The 20,615-nt window shown below is 48.0% G+C and carries 20 protein-coding genes; 10 read left to right on the top strand and 10 right to left on the bottom strand.

Features of this window, described 5'->3' with window-relative positions; translation table 11 throughout:
* Window positions 1–7: 7 nt before the first annotated feature.
* Entirely contained in the window at window positions 8–1,207 is a 1,200-nt protein-coding gene (locus I8J30_RS15680) for a ZIP family metal transporter (RefSeq protein WP_210659196.1), read from the top strand.
* 113 nt (window positions 1,208–1,320) lie between these two features.
* Here the strand turns inward: I8J30_RS15680 and I8J30_RS15685 are convergent, their stop codons facing one another.
* Both I8J30_RS15685 and I8J30_RS15690 read right to left on the bottom strand, forming a co-directional pair.
* Complete coding sequence (locus I8J30_RS15685) at window positions 1,321–2,802, bottom strand: glycoside hydrolase family protein (RefSeq protein WP_210659198.1); 1,482 nt, start codon at window positions 2,800–2,802, stop codon at window positions 1,321–1,323.
* 205 nt (window positions 2,803–3,007) lie between these two features.
* Window positions 3,008–3,919: an AraC family transcriptional regulator gene (locus I8J30_RS15690; RefSeq protein ID WP_210659200.1), complete on the bottom strand. Its 912-nt coding sequence runs from the start codon at window positions 3,917–3,919 to the stop codon at window positions 3,008–3,010.
* Between the two features lie 386 nt (window positions 3,920–4,305).
* On the opposite strand from I8J30_RS15690, the gene I8J30_RS15695 reads away from it, so the two are divergent.
* Window positions 4,306–6,048 carry a proline--tRNA ligase gene (locus I8J30_RS15695; RefSeq protein ID WP_210659202.1) on the top strand — a complete coding sequence of 581 codons (1,743 nt, stop codon included), beginning with the start codon at window positions 4,306–4,308 and terminating at the stop codon, window positions 6,046–6,048.
* An 81-nt stretch (window positions 6,049–6,129) separates the two neighbouring features.
* Here the strand turns inward: I8J30_RS15695 and xerS are convergent, their stop codons facing one another.
* Window positions 6,130–7,212 carry a tyrosine recombinase XerS gene (gene xerS / locus I8J30_RS15700; RefSeq protein WP_210659204.1) on the bottom strand — a complete coding sequence of 361 codons (1,083 nt, stop codon included), beginning with the start codon at window positions 7,210–7,212 and terminating at the stop codon, window positions 6,130–6,132.
* Window positions 7,213–7,388: 176 nt separating this feature from the next.
* Between xerS and I8J30_RS15705 the strand changes: the two genes are divergently transcribed.
* From I8J30_RS15705 to I8J30_RS15730, 6 genes are all read left to right on the top strand, one after another.
* A complete protein-coding gene (locus I8J30_RS15705; protein WP_210659206.1) occupies window positions 7,389–7,751 on the top strand; it encodes a GntR family transcriptional regulator in 363 nt (120 codons plus the stop codon).
* A 5-nt stretch (window positions 7,752–7,756) separates the two neighbouring features.
* Window positions 7,757–8,650 (top strand): ABC transporter ATP-binding protein, encoded by an 894-nt coding sequence (locus tag I8J30_RS15710; protein WP_210659208.1) that lies wholly within the window; start codon window positions 7,757–7,759, stop codon window positions 8,648–8,650.
* Complete coding sequence (locus I8J30_RS15715) at window positions 8,647–9,336, top strand: hypothetical protein (protein WP_210659210.1); 690 nt, start codon at window positions 8,647–8,649, stop codon at window positions 9,334–9,336. Before I8J30_RS15710 ends, I8J30_RS15715 begins: the two co-directional genes overlap by 4 nt.
* A 135-nt stretch (window positions 9,337–9,471) precedes the next feature.
* Window positions 9,472–10,128 carry a cell wall hydrolase gene (locus tag I8J30_RS33725; protein WP_210659212.1) on the top strand — a complete coding sequence of 219 codons (657 nt, stop codon included), beginning with the start codon at window positions 9,472–9,474 and terminating at the stop codon, window positions 10,126–10,128.
* Window positions 10,129–10,366: 238 nt separating this feature from the next.
* A complete protein-coding gene (locus I8J30_RS15725; RefSeq protein ID WP_210659214.1) occupies window positions 10,367–11,779 on the top strand; it encodes an immunoglobulin-like domain-containing protein in 1,413 nt (470 codons plus the stop codon).
* Window positions 11,780–11,921: 142 nt separating this feature from the next.
* Complete coding sequence (locus I8J30_RS15730; RefSeq protein WP_210659216.1) at window positions 11,922–12,485, top strand: NUDIX domain-containing protein; 564 nt, start codon at window positions 11,922–11,924, stop codon at window positions 12,483–12,485.
* Between the two features lie 87 nt (window positions 12,486–12,572).
* On the opposite strand, the gene I8J30_RS15735 is transcribed toward I8J30_RS15730, so the two are convergent.
* Complete coding sequence (locus I8J30_RS15735; protein ID WP_210659218.1) at window positions 12,573–13,061, bottom strand: C40 family peptidase; 489 nt, start codon at window positions 13,059–13,061, stop codon at window positions 12,573–12,575.
* A gap of 254 nt (window positions 13,062–13,315) precedes the next feature.
* Here I8J30_RS15735 and msrA point away from each other — a divergent pair, with 254 nt between their 5' ends.
* Window positions 13,316–14,302 carry a peptide-methionine (S)-S-oxide reductase MsrA gene (gene msrA, locus I8J30_RS15740; RefSeq protein WP_210659220.1) on the top strand — a complete coding sequence of 329 codons (987 nt, stop codon included), beginning with the start codon at window positions 13,316–13,318 and terminating at the stop codon, window positions 14,300–14,302.
* 131 nt (window positions 14,303–14,433) lie between these two features.
* On the opposite strand, the gene I8J30_RS15745 is transcribed toward msrA, so the two are convergent.
* Window positions 14,434–15,636 carry an MFS transporter gene (locus I8J30_RS15745; protein WP_210659288.1) on the bottom strand — a complete coding sequence of 401 codons (1,203 nt, stop codon included), beginning with the start codon at window positions 15,634–15,636 and terminating at the stop codon, window positions 14,434–14,436.
* 162 nt (window positions 15,637–15,798) lie between these two features.
* Here I8J30_RS15745 and I8J30_RS15750 point away from each other — a divergent pair, with 162 nt between their 5' ends.
* Window positions 15,799–16,413 carry a TetR/AcrR family transcriptional regulator gene (locus I8J30_RS15750; RefSeq protein ID WP_210659222.1) on the top strand — a complete coding sequence of 205 codons (615 nt, stop codon included), beginning with the start codon at window positions 15,799–15,801 and terminating at the stop codon, window positions 16,411–16,413.
* A gap of 152 nt (window positions 16,414–16,565) precedes the next feature.
* Here I8J30_RS15750 and I8J30_RS15755 read toward each other — a convergent pair whose 3' ends face one another.
* From I8J30_RS15755 to I8J30_RS15775, 5 genes are all read right to left on the bottom strand, one after another.
* Window positions 16,566–16,808: a hypothetical protein gene (locus I8J30_RS15755; protein ID WP_210659224.1), complete on the bottom strand. Its 243-nt coding sequence runs from the start codon at window positions 16,806–16,808 to the stop codon at window positions 16,566–16,568.
* Window positions 16,805–17,659, bottom strand: a complete 855-nt coding sequence (locus I8J30_RS15760; RefSeq protein ID WP_210659225.1) for a hypothetical protein — start codon at window positions 17,657–17,659, stop codon at window positions 16,805–16,807. Before I8J30_RS15760 ends, I8J30_RS15755 begins: the two co-directional genes overlap by 4 nt.
* Window positions 17,660–17,905: 246 nt before the next feature.
* Window positions 17,906–18,400, bottom strand: a complete 495-nt coding sequence (locus I8J30_RS15765; protein WP_210659233.1) for a DUF5050 domain-containing protein — start codon at window positions 18,398–18,400, stop codon at window positions 17,906–17,908.
* A 48-nt stretch (window positions 18,401–18,448) separates the two neighbouring features.
* Window positions 18,449–19,756, bottom strand: a complete 1,308-nt coding sequence (locus I8J30_RS15770) for a stalk domain-containing protein (protein ID WP_210659235.1) — start codon at window positions 19,754–19,756, stop codon at window positions 18,449–18,451.
* A 143-nt stretch (window positions 19,757–19,899) separates the two neighbouring features.
* Complete coding sequence (locus I8J30_RS15775; protein ID WP_210659237.1) at window positions 19,900–20,484, bottom strand: B-box zinc finger protein; 585 nt, start codon at window positions 20,482–20,484, stop codon at window positions 19,900–19,902.
* Window positions 20,485–20,615: the final 131 nt, after the last annotated feature.

The following is a 20,615-nucleotide window of genomic DNA, read 5'->3' on the forward strand; positions in this document are numbered from 1 at the left end:
GGTTAACATGGAGATAAAAGTCGCGAATACCAATAAACAAAAGCCCAGAAGTAAGCTGCTCTGGATATGGGGAGGCGCTCCGCTCATTCTCCTTATTCTGATTATCTACTTCATTTCGACTATAGGAACCGGCATTAAGGATGACCCTGTCGCGCCGATCGAAGCGCTTGACGTTCAGAAGATTGTGCTCACCGAGGAAGGGTTTACATTGCATGTCCTGAACACCGGGCCGGAGGAAGTCACGATCGCGCAGGTGCTTGTGAATGATGCATTCTGGAACGCGGATTTTCATCCCGGTGCATCAATTGGACGACTCGGACAAACCGAAATTTTTATTCCTTACGGCTGGGTTGAGGGAGATCCGTACGAAATCAAGCTCATTACGACGAACGGATTGATTTTCGCAGGTGAAGTGCCTGTAGCCGCGTTGACGCCGGTGCCGGATGTTACACGCATTGCCCAGTTTGCCTTGATCGGGTTCTATGTAGGTGTCATTCCCGTTGGATTAGGACTGCTCTGGTTCCCCTTCTTACGTCGATTCTCGCAGCGTGGGATGCAAGCTGTACTGGCTCTCACGGTGGGATTGCTGTTTTTCCTTGTCATTGATACGTTTGAGGAAGGTTTTGAATTAGGAGCAGAAGCAGCCGGTATCTTCCAAGGCAACGGTCTCGTTTGGTTCGGCGCGCTGCTCAGCTTCTTGTTCCTCGTAGCGATAGATCAAGCCAACGAGCGAAAAGGTGCGGTTAGCGGCAAACAAGTCGCATACAAAATCGCCGGAGGTATCGGACTTCACAATCTCGGCGAAGGACTTGCCATCGGTGCTGCATTCGCAGCCGGCGAAGCGGCGCTCGGAACCTTCCTCATCATCGGATTTACGCTTCACAACATCACGGAAGGCGTCGGAATTGCCGCTCCGCTGCTGCAAGATCGCCCGACTTGGCGAACATTCGTGGGATTGGCGTTACTCGGCGGAGGACCCGCGATTATCGGAACGTGGACAGGGGGCTTTATTTTCAACGAAGCTTTCGCTGCATTGTTCTTCGGTATTGGCGCAGGTGCGATTTTGCAGGTGATTTACGTGATTAGTAAGATGGTTGTCAGAGAAGCTGGAAAGAGCGACAGAGCGGTGGTGTCCTGGAGCAATCTGGGCAGTCTGTTTCTGGGGATTCTGATTATGTATGTAACGGCATTATTCGTTAATGTTTGATTACACGAGCAATTGAGCGACATAAATATAATTATGTAAACTAAATTGTTGAACTGAAAAAACGGTGCACAAAAAAAGGAGAGGCGCAGCCGGCCTCTCCTTTTTGTTATCCTCTAGAACACTTGAATGCCATTCATCGGATCCCACGTCATGTATCCGCCTTGGAAATTTTGTCTCGTGCCTGACCCATATGCGAATTCATCACTCGTCGGAAACTGGAGGTAGGTATGGTTTGTGCCCTGCAGGTACGTTTGCCAGAAGCCGTTGCGGACTTGGAAGGTCCCGCTGCCGGATGTCATAATGGCGCTCGGTCCGATGCTTCCGCCGTCATAATCCTGCACATAACCATAGTCCCAATAGTGAACATACGCGCTTCCGCCATTGTCATAAGGGGACCCGTTTGTCGCCATCCCGCCGTGGCTGTTGAAATAATTGAGGATGTTCGTATTCGTTGTTCCACCGGACAGTTTGCCTTCGTAGGCCGTAGCATTGCGGAAATTGGTCCAGCCTGTTTTCTTATCGGAAGAGCCGAGTCCGCTGGATTTGAAAATACCATAGCTGAGCGACGGCTCATCTTGGAGGTAGAACCATACGCCGCTTTGGATATACGGAGAGGCTTTCATGACGTTGTAAGCTGCCGTAATATTGGAGGCTTGCACCGCCTCGCTGACGGCATCTGTCGTCCAGCCGATCTCAGTCATGAAGATTTTCTTAGTCGTACCTGAACCCTCATAAGCTGCGTATGCGCTGTGTACGTAGTTGATGTAATTGTTCAGCTGTGTCGTGGATACGCTGCCGCCTTGATCGATATAGATATGCTGCCCGATATGATCGAGAGGGTAGGATCCGGCATTGGATTGAATCCAATTCCAGCTCCCTACGGTCGTGCCTTCATAGTACGTATCGCTAAGATAGTCGGCACCCGAGCCGCCAGAGGAGTAACCGGCAATATCATGGCCGAAAATACCGCCGCTGATGACTTCGACATCGTAGTTGTTGTAGTATTTCATCTGCGTGTAGACGTGACCCAGCATTGCCGCGAAATTCGAAGGATAAATGAAGGAGCAGCCGGTGTACACGCCCGGTGACGGATTCGAGCCCCAGCAATTCGGTTCATTCCAGATTTCCCAATACTTGATGACGCCGTCGTAATGGCCGGCCATCCGTCCGGCTAAGTAGCCGAACTGGTCGATAAAGTTGTTGTAGCCATCTCCTCCGGGCGTATTCTCGGCATTATTATTCGTCCAATCCGACTGGGTACCGGGCCAGGATTCATTAGAAATCAGTCCGATAACTTGAAGCCCTTTGCTTCGCAGTCTGTTCACAATCGTATCGTAGGTGCTGTAAAATGCCGCTGTATCTGAGGTGTATGGACCGAGGCGGAAATTAAGCCGGACAAATCCCGCTCCACTGTCGGCAAGTGCTTGCGCAACTTGATTCGTAATGAGAATGTTACCGGAATCGTCGATAGGACGTCCGAATTGGATCCCTTGCGGACCGGCTGCCGCCGCTTCTCGGACGCCTATGAAGTTAAAACCAGTGAATACAAGGACGGCGATCATCAGAGCTGCCACCCATTTTGATACTCGTTTCATCACGATACCTCCTTAAAAGTTGTAATCGCTTACAGTTTTATTGTATGCGGTCGATTTTGAGATCCCTCCTTTACATTCCGGACCTCATTCGGGTGAGGATTATTGTGCCGCATGTGATGTAAAAAAGGCGATGATGTTGTTACAAGTGGATGAGTTTCGAGGTGAAATTGATGTAGGGCTTATAATTTTGGGACGATATTCGGTGTTAGGGGTGGGCATTAGCATTCATGCGTCGTTCGCTTGGGGGATAACCGTAGACACGACGGAAGAGTTGACTCAGATAACTGCCATTCGCAAATCCAATTTCTTGCGCGATTCGATCCAAGGAGTAATCGGACTGTCGCAGCAGATGCATCGCACGGTTTAAACGGATTTCGGTGAGGTAACGATTCATCGTTTTACCGGTGACAAGCTTGAACATACGGCCAAGGTGCCGCGGGCTGAAATGCACATGATCGGCGACTTGTTCAAGCGTTATCTGGTGCTGGTAGTTATCTTCAAGGAACAGTATCGTTTCGAGGATGACTTCATAGCCTTGCCGTTTGACGGGCACGGAATAGTTAGCCCGTAAGTCATTACCGGCAAGCATTCTGGCCGTAGAAATAACGACGCCGGCAATCCGGCTCTGAATGTCCGAATAGTAGCCGACAAGTTGACGGTTTGCTTCATCGGCACATGACATGAATAGTGGAATGGCACCGCGGAGGTCAGGGAGACTGCAGTAAACAGGCGTGTTGAATATGTCGAGCAGCTGCTTGGCTTCTTCGATGGAATGGCGGTCGACATTCTCCTGAATCGTAAATTGGCACTGCAGACATAGCTCAGCCATCGGCTCTAGCTGATCGGAGAACTGAGCATGGACGATTTCAGGGCCGGTCAAGTAAAAATGGTTAGGTTCGACGTGGAAAGGGATCTGCTCCATGCGAACGAGCCCTTTACCCGAGGTGATGAAGTGAAATTCATAGGAGGAATGCTTATGTTCGGGTACATGCCAACCCGGTCCGGGAGGGACGTAGTTGATTTTGATCACTTCGACCTGTAAGGCACCGATTGCAAGCTGAACAGGCATCCGTTCCAAATTGCGAAAATGTCGTTTGATCGGGTCAAGATCGAGCAAGCTGAACCACCTGCTTTCATCATCGTTCTAGTACTAGCCTATTCGCGTTTTCCGGTTGACTTGCAGCTAAACTTGTTGTACCTTTAGAATCACATTAATTGAACGACCATGATCAAGGATATGCTTTCTTGTCATTCTGTGCCCAGAGAGGGAGTCCGCCGGCTGAGAGGCTTCCCGCAGATCCAAGAGCTGCCCGGCCTTGTAGTCGCTGCAAGGAACCTTTGCTTTCCGTATTTGCAGCCGGGATCGCCCCGTTATCCGTACAAGAGAGCCCCTTTGTTAAGCGGCTGAATTTTGGGTGGTACCACGAGCACGCACTCGTCCCTTAACCAGGGATGGGTGCGTGATTTTTGTATTCTACTGTTTGGTGAAAGGATGGGTTTGCGATGAGACAGAAGTCAGTATTCTTACCAACAATGAGGGAAGTCCCTGCAGACGCGGAAGCCGTCAGTCATAAGTGGCTGGTAAAAGGCGGATTTATCCGTCAGCTCTCCGCCGGCGTCTATTCCTTCTTGCCTTTAGGGCGCCGCGTGCTGCGTAAGGTAGAAGCTATTGTTCGCCACGAAATGGAGCAGACCGGAGCGCAGGAAGTACTGCTGCCCGCTTTCCAGCCTGCTGATCTATGGCAGCAATCAGGGAGATATGAGGTTTACGGGCCTGAACTGGTACGGCTGCAGGATCGCAACGGTCGAGAATTCGTGCTTGGACCGACGCATGAAGAAGTCATTACGCAGCTTGTCGGTCAGGAGATTTCAACCTATCGGAAGCTTCCCGTCACGTTGTTCCAGGTGCAAACGAAGTTTCGCGATGAACGTCGGCCGCGTTTTGGCTTGCTGCGGTGCAGAGAGTTTGTCATGAAGGATGCGTATTCTTTTGACAGCGATTGGGAGGGCTTGGATCGGACCTATCAGGCGATGTACGAAGCGTATCATCGTATCTTCGAGCGCAGTGGACTGGAGTTCCGAGCGGTTCAAGCAGATGCCGGGGCTATTGGGGGAGAAGGCGGAACCCATGAATTCATGGCGATAGCGGAATCCGGTGAGGATGACGTGGTGACTTGCAGTTCCTGTGATTATGCGGCGAATATGGAGAAAGCGATTAGTCATGAAGCAGCATTAGTCGAAGCAGACAAAAAGCGTTTAACTAGAGATCAAGCTGAGGATGGTTTGCAAGCAGCTGCGGAACAATTCCACACCCCTGGCTTGCGAACGATTGACGAATTGGTAGCAGGACTTGAAATCGGTCATGATGGACTGATTAAAACGCTGATCTACTTAGCGGATGGTAAACCCGTTGCGGTTCTTGTGCGCGGTGATCACAGCATTAACGAAACGAAAGTGCTCAATGCGCTCCAAGCCGTAACGCTTACTCTCGCAGATTCGGATACGGTTAGAACGGTTACCGGTGCGGGTACAGGATTCGCCGGGCCAATTGGATTGGCGATTCCGCTGCTAGTTGATCTGGAAGTTGCGCAGATGAAAGCGGGAATCGCTGGCGCTAATGAAACGGACTATCATGTTCGTCATGTTGTGCCGGGGAGAGACTTTTCTCTGGAGAGGACCGGGGATTTCCGTAATGTGGAGGTAGGCGATCGTTGTCCAAGCTGCGAGCATGGAGAGCTGCGTACGATTCGCGGTATTGAGATCGGACATGTATTCAAGCTCGGCACCAAGTATAGTGAGAAGCTTGGGGCGCAGTTCGTGGATTCCACCGGTGAAACGAAGCCGATCATTATGGGCTGTTACGGGATTGGCATCTCGCGGCTGCTCTCAGCCATCATTGAGCAGCATCATGACGAGAACGGCATGATATGGCCAAGCGCCGTTGCGCCGTATGACGTTCACCTTATTCCGGTTTCAACGCAGGATAGCCTGCAGATGGATGTGGCTGAAAATCTATATGCGCAATTGCAGGCAGCCGGTATCGATGTTCTGCTGGATGATCGCGATGAGCGGCTTGGCGTGAAGCTCAAGGACAGCGACTTGATTGGCATTCCAATTCGGATTGTGGTTGGAAAAGGGGTTGCGGACGGCCAAGTGGAATGGAAGTTGCGCGGCGGGAGCGGCGCAGCGGATCGAATGGCGATTACGGATGTGCTTGCAGCTGTTCAAGGTTCGATGCGCGGTTAGAGTAGGATTCAAAGGACCTCCATCGACATAAGTTGGAGGCTCAGAACAAAAGCCCCATACCAATCCGGTATGGGGCTTTGCTTATGCTTCTTTCGGCCGATCGATGGCTTCGGCCATCGTTTTGTCCGTTAGATGCGCGTAGATTTGCGTTGTTTCCGGTGAGGCGTGACCAAGCTGTTCCTGCGTCTTATAGAGGTCATTACGCAGATAGTAGTCGGTCGCGAAGGAATGGCGCAGCTTATGCACCGAGAGATACGGTTTGCCGAAACGTTTGGCATATTTAATAACCATCTCTTGAATAGCCCGCTTCGTCATTCGGGAGCCTTCCTTCTTGCCGTTCGGAATGGCGAGGAAGAGCGCTTTTTCCCGTTTCGGTGCTTTATACTGCGAATCCCGCTGCGACATATACAACTGAAGATCACGCATAGCCTCCTGGCGGAAATAAACCGGCGTCTTAAACGTGTCGTCGTTCTTCCCTTTACGGTACACGTAGAGCAGCCGTTTCTTCAGGTCGATGTCATCGACGTTCATATTGAACACCTCAGATACACGTAAGCCGGAGTTAAGGATAAGGCTCACTATTGAAGTATCGCGCGTACGGTTATTCGTATAGGAGTAGAGCGCTTGCTTATTCGTGGCGATCTCCATGCCGTAATCCTCATTGATGTACCGGATAAACTCATCAATCTCCTGCTCCTGCAGCAGCTTGCCTTCAAGCTTAGCAGCAGTATCCTTCGGCTTAGACGTTCGTTTGATCGATACCTTCGCCATCACGTTGCGCTTCAGTAGCGGATAGAACTGTTCATCCTCGGCAATTTGACTCAAATAATGAAAGAGCGAGCGAAGGGAGGAAAGCTTGCGAGAAATGGTCGTTCGGCTGTTGGCTTGCTGTTGGCGAGTGGCTAGAAACATTTTGAAATGATCGATACTGTCCATATGAAGTCGTTCCAGCTCGATCAGCTCTACATCGCGCAGCGTCGGTCCGGCGGCCAATCCTTCCGCAAGCAGCCAAGAAAGGAACGTATCATAATCCCGCACATATTCAAGCAGCGAAGAGGGAGAGAGGTCGGGAAGCTTATAGTTAATGAATTTCTCGATATACCAGGGCATTGATGGCGTTCTGCGGTCAAGCTCCTGTCGATCTTTGATTTTGATAATATTCATGCGCAGCCACCTCCATTATTTCTCATTTTAAAGCAGTGGGAGGGCAATGTAAACCGCGCACCGGAACGAATGTTCGCACTGGGCTGCTGCGGAAATCCGAGAAACACTCTTGACGAACGTGTTCGTTACTTATATAGTTAGTTACATGAGTAACTAACCGATGTGGTGGTGTAGCGATGGGTATTAAAATCGATGACAGCCGTCCCATATTCGTCCAGATTGCAGAACGAATTGAGGATGACATTATTGGAGGCGGAATGCCGGAGGAGTCACAGGTTCCTTCGACGAATCAGTTCGCAGCCTTCTACGGTATTAATCCGGCCACAGCAGCTAAAGGCGTGAATCTGCTAGTCGATGAAGAGATTCTATATAAGAAACGGGGAATTGGCATGTTTGTCGCAACCGGCGCTAAAGCGAAGCTGATGGAGAAGCGGAAAGAGCAGTTTTTCGAACAATACGTCGTAACGATGATTCAAGAAGCAGAGAAGCTTGGCATTACGATCGAACAATTAACGGATATGATCCGCAGGAGAGGATGAGTCTGGTGACTACTGTTATTCAAGCGAAGCACTTAACGAAGGTATTCGGCAACTACAAAGCTATCGATGATGTCAGCTTTGAAATCGAAGAGAATAAGATCTATGGGCTGCTGGGACGCAATGGTGCAGGCAAAACGACGATTATGCATATGATAACCGCCCAATTGTTTAAAACCAGCGGGGAGCTTCATGTATTCGGCGAAGATCCATATGAGAACAATCGCGTGCTCCGTCAGATTTGTTTTATTAAAGAAAGTCAGAAATATCCGGATAACTTCAAAGTAGTGGATGTATTGGAAACGGCTGCTTTATTTTTCCCCCAATGGGACGGGGCATATGCACGTGAGCTGATCGCGGAATTCAAGCTTCCGCTCAAGCGGAGAGTGAAGAAATTATCCCGAGGCATGCTGTCAGCCGTTGGCATCATTGTTGGTCTTGCCAGCCGCGCGCCGATTACGATTTTTGATGAGCCGTACTTGGGACTGGATGCTGTGGCGCGGACGATATTCTACGATCGATTAATGGAAGACTACGCGCTTCATCCTCGCACAGTCATTCTGTCGACACATCTCATTGATGAAGTCAGTCGGTTACTCGAGCATATCATCGTCATTAATGAAGGTAAATTACTGCTCAATGAGGAAGCAGATTCGCTGCGTGGTCGCGCTTATACGGTAACCGGACCTGTTGCCAAAATCGAATCCTATACGGCAAATAAGAAAGTCATTCACAGTGAAGGTATGGGCGGTTATCGTTCTGCGACGATCTATGGCAGCTTGGTTGCCAGTGATCAGAAGACGGCGGAGGCATTGGGATTGGACATTACGACGGTTACCATTCAACAGTTGATTGTCTACCTAACAAGTGATCTAGTACGCAAAGAGGTGACGTTACGATGAATATGGTTCAAAATGTAGTCAAAATGTACGCAAGGGACAAATTCGGCTGGTTTATTCTACCCTGGGTCATTCTGCTTTCCAGCTTTGTGGTTAACCTTTTAATTGCTTCCCTTCTTCCTATTGACGAGAAGTTGGTTACAGGGGGGCTGATGTCGATCTTTATCTATATGATGGTCGTCGGAATCATTTCGTTGTCGCAAAATTTCCCTTTTGCTCTGGGGCTAAGTGTCCGAAGACGTGATTTCTTCTTAGGATCCATGCTTATGATTTCATTGCTTAGCACGGGCATATCCATCATCTTGTGTTTGCTTTCTTATATAGAGTCTAGTGTAATCGACGGTTGGGGAGTCCAGCTGTATTTCTTCCATTTGCCTTATCTTTCAGATGGAAACGTCTTTTCGGAGTTCGTGATCTATTTCTCTTGCATGGTATCTCTCTATATGACCGGGTTTTTATGTGCCAGCGTACATCGTCGTTTTGGTCGAAATGGTATGTATGTGCTGTCAATTGCTGCTGTGCTTCTAATAACCATCCTATTTTATGTGATTAATTATATGGGGTGGTGGTCCACGATCTTCCATTTCTTCGGTGATCATACGGCTGTCCAGCTTGCCGAAATGCTCTTACCTATAACGGTTTGCCTGTCCATCGTCGCCTATTTGCTTCTGCGTAGAGCCACTGTGTGAATATGCCGCAGGTTGCTTTTTGCACAGAATGAGAAATTTTTAAGTTCATTAGAATATCCCCTTAATTCGTATGTCAGAGGTTGATTCATGTTACAATCAGCCTCATACCAGACGATATGGAGGGGTTTCAACACCATGGTAAGACACAAAAGAATAGCCGCGGCACTAGTATTCTTCGTACTTCTATCCGGAGGCTCGCTATTCGGCACCGAAGCACATGCTGCAACAGCGCCAATACTTAAAACAGGCAGTCAGGGCGGAGATGTATCGGATCTTCAGTTCCGCTTGCAAACGCTCGGCTACTACAAAGATAAGATCACGACCACATATGGCATGGCGACGCGTAACGCCGTTGCGAACTTTCAACGTGCTAATGGGATCGCCAGTGATGGGATCGCCGGACCTAAGACGTGGGCTAAGCTGAAGAAGCTTTCGGTAAACAAGCCTGAGTTGTCGAAGCTGGCTCGAATCATCTACTCCGAAGCACGTGGAGAGGTGTATAAAGGTCAAGTCGCGGTAGGGGCTGTCGTCATGAACCGCTTGAAATCGCCGTTGTTCCCGAAGAACTTAACCGAAGTGATCATGCAGCCATATGCATTTACCGCTGTAGCCGATGGTCAATATTGGCTGCTTCCGAACAACACCGCATTCCTAGCAGCGAAGGACGCTGTACGCGGATGGGATCCGACTAAAGAAGCGCTGTTCTATTACAATCCGATCACAGCCAAGTCAGAGTGGATTCGCTCCCGAAAAATCACGACGAAGATCGGAAGCCATGTTTTTGCGATCTAATCGAACTAAAACCGCCCTTGGAGGCGGTTTTTTTTATCTTATTTTCCTGCAACAAATTTAGATCTTCAACCGTTTGAAGGATAGATGAAAACGACGGAGTCGCTAATGCGCCATTTAGATACAGTTAACGACAGTAAATGAAATTTATTCCTAATTGGCCCCCGTAAATATGCCCATGGCGACGAAATGTATCTGTAGTGAGCGTTTTCACTAATTTATGGTGTAGGGAGAGAGGATCATGAAGAAGTGGACAGTAATTATGCTTGTCCTTTCCATGTGTCTACTTGGCAGCAGCACCGCACTCGCACATGGGAATAGCCACAACGATAGTCGCCAGGAGCAATTGCAGTCCTGTAAAGACGCTGTGAATCGCTTGAACGCAGTACTGGCTAAAGTGAAGAATGACCGTACACGAGCGATCCTCAAGCGAATGATTGCAAGTTTCAAAGCGGAATGTGAAGCCGGCAATAATGGCGACAGCACGTATCAGAAAGATCTGGCGAAAGTAAACGCCGACAAGAACGCACTGGCTATTCAGTTTCTCGGTAATGACAATTCGAAATCTGTAACCTTGCCTGTCATTCTGAGCACTAAAGGGAAGAATGGATCTGCGATTACTTGGACTTCCAGCAATACTTCCATTCTGGCGAGTAATGGATTACTTATTAATCGACCACAGTATAACGATGCTACGGTCGATATGACGGCAACGATACGTTCCGGTAACGCAACAACGACTAAGACATTCCGCCTCATCGTAAAATCTACTGCACCGGCCATGTCCGATATCGATCGAGTGAAGAAGGATTATGAGGCATTAAACATTGTGTTCGGCGGTTCTGATACGATTGATAGCGTTACACAACCGTTTAAAGAGCTTCCGAGCAAAGGCGTGTACGGCTCCACAGTGACTTGGGAATCGACGTTGCCATCCGTAATCTCCAATGATGGTAAGAAGGTGGTAAGACCTCCTAGCGGCTCCGGCAGCACGACAGTCGTCTTTACAGCTCAAGTTCGATCCGGCAGCTACAAAGAAACGAAGGTCTTTATCGTCAAGGTCAAAGAACAGTTGCCTGATGCCCAGCGCGTTGCTGCAGATAAAGCAGCTCTTCAGATTGATTTTGGCGGATCAGACTCTGCCGGCCGCGTTACCCGTCCGTTTGATGCGTTACCGGCATACGGCGTGAATGGTTCTTCGATTAAATGGATGTCCAGTTCACCTGCCGTGTTGTCCGATGACGGCAAAACGCTTCACCGTCCGGCGGCGAGTGTGGGAGATACTTTCGTTCTTATGACAGCCGTGATCACAAGCGGATCTGCAGTCGATGTGAAGCAGTTTACATTGACTGTGAAGGCGGATTTTACAAGTACAGAAAAAGTCGCAGCAGATAAGGCCGATCTTGCGATTACGTTTAAAGATTCCGATAATGCCGGCTATGTCACAAAGCCGCTCGGACTGCCTTCCAAGGGCTATTATGGCAGCACAATCATCTGGTACTCCAGCAACACTTCCGTGTTGTCAGATAACGGCACCGTGCTGCATCGCCCCGCGCATGGGCAAGGTGACGTAACTGTGAATTTGACCGCTTTTATCAGCAATAACGGTGTTGGCGATGTTAAAGTGTTCACGGTAACCGTGAAGCAGCAATAACGCGCTAAAAGCTTTCGAATTGGACCTATTGAACTCTAGACCGACTGGCGCTATGATTAACGAAGCTGAATGGGAGTTGGAACGATCTCGGCAGCTCGTAATTATGGCAATTCAATATTGGACAATTCGGGAGAGTTCATTTATGGGGATTAATTTTTGTTTAACTTGTGGGGCTCCGCTGGAAGTTAGAGATGTAGACGGAACGCCTCGGAAAGCCTGCACGGCTGATGGCTGCAATTTCGTGCATTGGGGAAATTACAGTGTCGGTGTTGGCGCATTGGTTGTTCGCAAAGAAAAAGTCCTTCTGGTTCGTCGCGCTCAAGAGCCGGGTAAAGGGTATTGGACGAATCCGGGCGGTTATATTGAACAGCATGAGCTCATTCATGAAACGATAAAGCGCGAGGTTATGGAAGAGGCCGGCGTAGAAGCTGAGGTTCGGAACATCGTTGCCGTCCGTGATCATCCGAGAAACATTCATAACGTCTATATTGCGTTTGCGATGGACTATGTTTCCGGTGATCCGGTTCCCGACGGTGTTGAAGTTGATGCAGCCGGCTTCTACAGTTTACAGGAGATGGAATCGATGAACGTGGCCGGTTTCACGAAGTGGCTGGTCGATGTAGCATTGCATGGTCAAGGCGAAGGCTTGAAGGAAGACAAAGAGCCAATTGTACAATTTGACGGATATGGGTTGTTCCGCATATAAGTAGAAGGTTTGCTTGATGAGAAAAGAGCCTGATAAGAGGAGATGCGGACTGTTTCCGTATACCATCTTAACAGGCTCTTTTTGGGGTTAACTGAGGACGCGTCTTGCTGTTACGAATGATTTCTTCCAATAGCCTGACGACATATCGGAGATCTTCACGCTTTTGCCGGCACTATGCAGAATCTTATTATCTCCGGCGTAGATCGCAACATGGCTGATTCCGATCCCATTGGTGTTGAAGAAGACCAGATCGCCTATACTTAAGTATCCTTTGGCAATTTTTTTGCCTTTGGCCGATTGATCGGAAGACGAGCGCGGAAGTGAAATATTGAAGTTATCAAATACATATTGTGTAAAGGATGAGCAATCGAATGCATTCGTCATATATGGTACTGCGCCATATAGATAGGGAGTACCTATGTATTTCTCTCCATAAGTGATCAATTCTTTCGATTTCTCCGTTGCAGCGCTTGCTTGCGATGCTGTACTTAGTGACATTGCAGTAAATCCAACCGTGGCGCAAAGGCTCACACTTAGGATGCTCTTGAGTAAACGTTTGTTAGTTGTTGCTATCATCTGTTTATTCCCTCCAGCTCTTCAAGGTGCCATTTGTCTTTACACACTATAACACACTCCCAAAACACCCTTTTTGCACCATTAGGAGTCAACAGTGAGTGTTCTATAGCGATTAGAGCCTTTATGAGAATTTCGTGAGAAATTTCTCATGATTGACGGCGAATAAATGAGAACGGCGTCGTTTGGAATGATGGCCCAGCTTTGATATGATAGAAACAGAGTAAAATCGACAAGAAGAAAGGGGATTCATGACCATGTCAGATCAAGTGAATGTTACAAATAATGAGCCTTCGAGCAGTGTGGAACAAGCAACCTTTGCCGGTGGCTGTTTCTGGTGTATGGTGACTCCTTTCGAGGAGCAGCCTGGAATTATCAGTGTAATTTCCGGTTATATGGGCGGTCACACAGAGAATCCAACCTATGAAGAAGTGTGTTCCGAAACGACTGGACACGCTGAAGTGGTACAAATTACATTCGACTCCTCGATTTTCCCCTATGAGAAATTGCTCGATGTTTACTGGAGACAAATCGACCCGACAGATGCCGGTGGACAATTCCATGACCGCGGGAATTCGTACCGGACTTCGATTTTCTACCATAGTGAAGGGCAGCGCGTAATTGCGGAGCGCTCCAAGCTAGAACTAGCGCAAAGCGGTCGATTCGATAAGCCGATTGCAACTGAAATCGTTGCTGCAACACCGTTCTATCCGGCTGAAGACTACCATCAAGGCTACCATCACAAGAATCCGCTTCGTTACCGGATGTACCGTGAGGGCTCAGGACGTGATTCGTTTATTAAGGGTCATTGGAATACGAAGGAAGATCGTGAAGCAAGACGTCAGAAGCTGACTCCGCTGCAATTCGAAGTCACTCAGAATAACGCGACAGAAGCGCCTTTCGAGAACGAATATTGGGATTTTAACGGAGAAGGTATCTATGTAGATATCGTGTCCGGAGAGCCGCTGTTCAGTTCAGCGGATAAATTCGATGCACACTGCGGTTGGCCTAGCTTCACGAAACCACTTGTTGGCGGCAATGTGAAGGAAAAGCAGGATTTGAGCCATCGTATGATTCGCACGGAAGTACGCAGTGTGAATGCGGACTCGCATTTGGGTCATGTGTTCAATGACGGCCCAGGACCAACAAAACTGCGCTATTGCATAAATTCTGCGGCGCTGCGGTTTATTCCGAAGGAAGACATGGAGCAAGAAGGTTACGGGTATTTGTTGGATTCGGTATAAGCGTAGATCAGTTTAGTTTACATAACTATTGTTAAGTAAACTAAATGGGTTGATACGTGCAGAAATGAAAACTCTCGTTCGATGCAGCGGCGGAAATCGCGCTGATGAGCGAGAGTTTTTTAGTATTTCCATTATGATTGTGGTTTAGTTTCGGTTAGGAAATATAAGAAAGCTAAGAATGGCAACGCTCCACCTACACATGTGCTCCATACCCAGCCGCCATGCGCATAGGTTAATCCTCCCAAGAATGAACCAACCGCTCCACCAATGAAGAAAATCGCCATAAACAACCCGTTTAATCTACCCCGGGCTTCATTCCCGAGCGAATAGATAATGCGCTGACTTGTGACCAAATTTGCGGAAACCGCCATATCTAATGTAATCGCAACGAGGAAGAGCAGCGCTAACGAGAGATGTGATTTGTCGTGAATTACGGCAATGAGCAGAAAAGACATGACCGCAGAGATGATGGCTGTTATGGTAATGGTTCTGGTGAACCCTTTGTCAGCCCATCTACCACCAATCGGTGCGGCGATTGCCCCAGCTACCCCAACCAAGGCAAATAAGGCGATCCCTTGCTGGGACATTTCATACTCGTCAACCAGTCGAAGTGGCACCGTAGTCCAGAAGAGGCTGAAAGATCCGAACAGACAGGCTTGATAAATAGCTCGGCGCCGTAAGATCGGATACATTCTCAAAAGTTGAATTAATGAAGCAACGAGTTGAGTGTAGCTTAATTTGCTTTCCGGGTATCTTGTAGGCAAAGCACGCGCCAGCATTAGGGCTAACAATGCCATGAGAACAGCGGATAAAACAAATATCGTTCTCCATCCCCATAGTCCGGCGACAAGACTGGAAATCGGCCGGGCCAGCATGATCCCAAGCAATAGTCCGCTCATAACGTTGCCAACAACTCGGCCGCGCTGCTGTTCGCTTGACATCGATGCAGCCAGAGGGACTAGAATTTGAGCAACGACTGAGCCGGTTCCGATTAATAGGGCAGCAGTCAGGAAAAGAATGGCTCCTGGCGATACAGCAGCCAGAATCAAAGCTAAGACGACAACGAGAAGCGAACTCACGATGAGTCGGCGATTCTCAAGCTTATCGCTCAGCGGAACGATGAAGAGTAAGCCGGATACGTAACCAATTTGCGTAAACGTTACGATTAACCCGGCTACACCTGGCGGAAGTCCAAGTGCTTTACTTATGGGACCAACAAGGGTTTGGGAATAGTAAAGATTGGCCACGACCAGACCACATGCGACAGCCAAGATAACCATCATGGCGGTTGAAATATTGTTTTGTTGCTTTGAAGCAGCCTTACCAGTACTCATGATAATCAATGTTCCTCTCTATAAAATGAATGATTTTGGATTAAGTAGACGTATCGTTTACTTAATGTGTGGATAACACTATATACTGAACGCAGCGTTTTGTAAATACGTCGTTTTCCTATATACTGATATCAAAGCGTTAGAATGGAAAGTGGGATGGATATGGCTCAAAAAGGACGCCCCAGAGATGTCAAGCTTCAACAATTAATATTATCGGTTTCGTATGAGCTGCTGCTCGAGAACGGTTATGAATCCGTGACCATAGAGAAAATAGCCGAAACAGCCGGCGTGAGTAAGGCCACCATCTATAAATGGTGGCCGAACAAAGCAGCTGTCGTAGCTGACGGGTTTTTCAAAGCCGCAGCAAGCCAGATGCCCGTACCGGATACCGGATCTGTCATGGAAGATATTTTGATCCATGCGACTAATTTAGCTGTATTTATGGAAAGCAAAGAAGGAAACATGATTGCCGAATTAATCGGTCAAGGTCAGATGAATCAAACGTTAATGAAAGTATTCCGCGAATACTACGTAAAGCCAAGACGTTCAGAATCCGCGATGATTTTAACCAGAGGTATTAATCGCGGCGAACTCAGTCCAAACCTGGATGTGAATTCCAGTATCGATTTGCTGTATGGGCCGTTATTTTATCGTTTGTTAGTTTCGGGAGAATCATTTACGCCGGACAAAGTTAGAGGAATTATTTTGATGGCGTTTAATGGTTTGAGGAATTTGAATGAAAGAAAAATAAATGAAAGAAAAATAAATGAAAAATGAAAGAAAAATAAAAAAGTTGAGCCGCTGTATTACTACTTCACAAAACCCGTATTTTATACATATGTCTTAGCTTGATCAGTGAAGCTGCCGTTCGTGCCGGCAGCTTCGTTATAGTTATATATTCTGCTAATGTTCCCCGTTAGCGGAATAAGCTAACCTATTCTTCTTCTTTTTCTCCATTTAATCATGGCTGATAACAGGACTAAGAGACCGACAACAGATGATGTTGTTACCCATGTTTTTACATAGGACTTTTCTTGTAATGGTCCTATTTGAGTTGCCTTGAAAAACTTTTCATCTACCTTAACTGCAATTGCATCCTTAATATCCACTCCTTTAATTTCAAACAACGAGCTTCCCACATGATGTTTTTCGTTTGACTCGCGGTTCTTCATTGGCATCGGAGTTCTTTGGCGCTTAATTTTTCCAATCTCATTGCCAATGTCTTTACTATCGACTTCCTCGACAGAAAGTCCGTACAAGACATTATTCCAAGCAACGCTACTAGGGTAGGTACTGGCAATTGCACCATTACGGTATCCATAAAGACTTTCTCTTCACCGATACCTACGATGTCGAATCCAACCCGATATGAATACACTAACCCATTATATTTCAATGTTACTGTGTCGTTACTTAAAACATATTCAATTCCAAACCTATTCATCAATACTTCGGTCAACGGGACCATGACCCGGTTATCTTTATTTACATAGAAAATATCGCTCGGTCCAGATACAGCAACATCCTCTCCATTTATGGAGACTGATGCATCATATCGTTTTCGGAAGTTTTCTAACAGCAATTTACCATCGATTTTTTCATCATTATCGATTTTTTCCCCTGGCATTAATCGTCTAGTGGTAGTAACAGAGGCTTGATTAGGTGATGTTGAAATTCTCTTATTGAACATTGTAATCACGTAATACATTTCCCCTGCCTTGAAATCAACACCACAAGCGGACTGTGTATAAGGTGTCCAAACTTTTATTAATGCTTTTACGTTACCTTTCTCCACCTTAAACACTTCAAAATAAACGTCTTTCCCATTATTATTATATCGAACTTCAAGCACCTTACCGAAAAACACATTCGACTCCTGTCGGGGCTCGATAATATAACCTGGAGAATAATCACATGCCAATACTCTTGTACTATTCATTATGAAACCACTTAACATTACTACTGCTGCAATGAATACAATAATAAAATTTCTGAATGTGACTTTTCCAAATATCCTGCGCACGTTAACCATCTCCTTACTGGATAATTTTTACCAATCCTATTCGACACATAGTATATTACCACATTTTTACTTTTTAGTTGCGCTAATATTTTCCGTTAACTTAATCATTTTTAGGAACGACAAAATCCCCTTCTGCCGGTCAGCAGAAGGGGATTTTGAATGAATGGCGCTCTTGACAATATTTGCACATTCCGCATCGTGCATGGTGGATCGGGGAGTGCTCCTGACCAAACGCCGGCATGCACGTCACTTAGCCGAATAGGTCCCTTCCTGATACGTCAGCGTGTACACGATTCCGGCATCGGTCAACAGCGTCGACGCGATTCGGTCCTTCACCAGCCATACATTGCCACCATCAGCCGTCACCTTATACAGTCCCCAGTCGAGGCCTTCACTTACGTAGTAGATGCCCGCAGCTCCGATATAGAATGAGGTAACGGCACGGTCACTCAGCTTGACTTCTTTGCCCCCGGCAATGTCATAACGGAAAAGCATGCCTGGTCCATTCGCGATACTCCCGCCTGCCGCGTTCAACGTATAATAGAAGCTTCCGTTAAATAGCTGCACCTGATACATGGTCCGCCCAACGAGCGTCTTTTCATCGGCGCCGTTCAGATCGGTCGATTTCAAATACCCGGTATCGTCCTCCACATAATAGATCCGGTTGTTTTTCAACCAGAACTCTTTCACCGGACCGCTCAGCTTCATTTGCTTCATATCCGCCAGATGGATTTTGTACACGGCCGACTTGCTGTCGTCGCCTTGCCCATTCCCGTTAAAGCCGAGCGTTTAGAGGTATCCGTCCTGAACATACATGGTTCTGTTGGAGCCATAGCCGACATAACTAGAAGTGACCGAAACATGGACACCATAAGTAAACCCAGGCTCTCCTATCGCTGTTTCCTTCCCCGTCATCAGGTCGATCTGCGTCAAATTATCGCCGCCAGAGCCGAACATCGGGTTGAAATCGGAATAGTACAACTGATTTCCGGACTTCACATATTGAATAAACTCCTTGGCGTTGGTTATAGGCTTCAATACACCTTGCTTGAGCTTGTACAACGACTCGCTGCCCATCGTGTAATCTCCGCTGTGCAGTACGACATACAGCTCTCCCTCGATCATCCGAATATCCGAAACCCAGCCGTCCCCGGATTTCCAATCGGTAATGGCGCCGATGGTCCGGGTCGTGCGGTCCACGAGCCGATATGCATCCAATCGGTCTTTGCTGCCCACTGAAGTCACGTAATACAGCTCACCGCCGATCAGCTTCGCCGAATTCAAGTTCGGATTGCCATCCAGCGGTATCCGGACTTCCTTGCCCTTGCCTGTTCGGCTGTACAGCGTCTGCACGCCGCCTTTGTCCGTATAGCTCAGCCTGTAAGAGTAAACGGTATCGCCCGATGCGGCAATCAGATAATCCGTCTTCGTTTCCTCGACGCGCTTTCGGGGATCTGCCAACCTATCCTTGAGCTGATCCTTAAACGTCAACGTCTGCGGAGCCTTCAGATCAACCTGCTCGTCGCCGATCAGAAGGAGTCCGTCCAACCAATCGATATGCTTGCCCAATGCAATTGCTGCCTCGCGGAGCGGAAGGACGATGCGTCCGTCCACCTTCTGCGGGGCAGTCTCGATCGCCTGCGGTACCTTGTCCACAAGTATAGTTTTGCTGCCGACTGTGAACGTGATCGTCTTATGCAGCGCGTAATTGTTCAGCAAAACCTCATCCGGCTTTTGCTGCTGCCAAATCGCTTCCCAGTAGCTCTCGCCGTTCTCGGACTGCGTCGCCAGATCACTCATCATGCGAATCGGTACCAGCACGCGTCCGTCCCGCTGCACGATTTGATAATTGGCCAACCAATCCGTCATTCTTCCGTTGACGTAGAGCTTATGCTTGAACTGGTACGGAACAACAACAAGCTTGTCGAAGGCCTCATTTAGCGTCTTCTTGCTCCCCGTATTAACAGTGACCGCAGGCGCGGCGGTTACTTGCGGGACAGTCCCCTCCGATAAAGCAGCAGCTGATGCTGCCGGCGCCGATAGCGCGCCCCACGCGAGTCCGATACCGCCGACCGTGGCCAACATTCTACTTTTCATAGCCCATTCTCCCTCTCCCGCTTACGGCTGGCACCCTTATATATCCATTAACGAGGCCCAAGCGCCAATTGTTGCGAAGAAAGGGAACGCCAGGGCTGGGCAGTAGTTACATCGGTCTGTAACAAGCCGTACTATCAAGGTTGTCATGGCTTTTCGAAGAAAATAAACACCGCATAATAAACCAGCGCATTGATGCAGCCGTACGTCAAGATAACCCCATCCCACGACGAGAAAATCAACAGCGCCAGCGTTATCCCGGCAAGACCGTGCAGAAATGCATTCACGATCATTCGTATCCACCGCACGGCTATGCGTTTGCACATGAAGTCGATTCCGATAGACGCAGGCGCACCTAACACCGCCACGATAATGAGACTGACCACCCAAATGACAGCAAGCAGACTGCTAACATGCAGAATACCACCTAATACAATCGTACTAATCGTTACTGAAATAATGGCAACAAGAAGCTTCACGAGGATATATCGTTTAACGCGGAACTTCTGATCATGCGCTTGATCCGACGAATTGCCGTTTCTGACCGCTAGACTGCACATAAAGCAGAACCCGGGATACTCCGCGTCGCAACAGGCTTCGCATAGATGCTTTCCGCAGCCTGTGCAGGCAAGCGCGGCTTCAACGGCGGGATGAAAATAACAATCTATGCGAGTGTTTATATCGTTCATTTGATATCCGTTAGACATGTTGCGCGTTTTTCCGATTTTCAAATCGTCACATCCCGAAAAATAAGTATTAGAATGACCAAAAAAGCGGTGCAACAGCGGGAATGGACGAGAAAATATTGGCCTAGACTACAAACTCGAAATGCTTCCTCATAGGCTTGTATTAAGCTACAGTG

The organism is Paenibacillus lignilyticus, from assembly GCF_017942085.1.
Lineage (GTDB): Bacteria > Bacillota > Bacilli > Paenibacillales > Paenibacillaceae > Paenibacillus_Z > Paenibacillus_Z lignilyticus.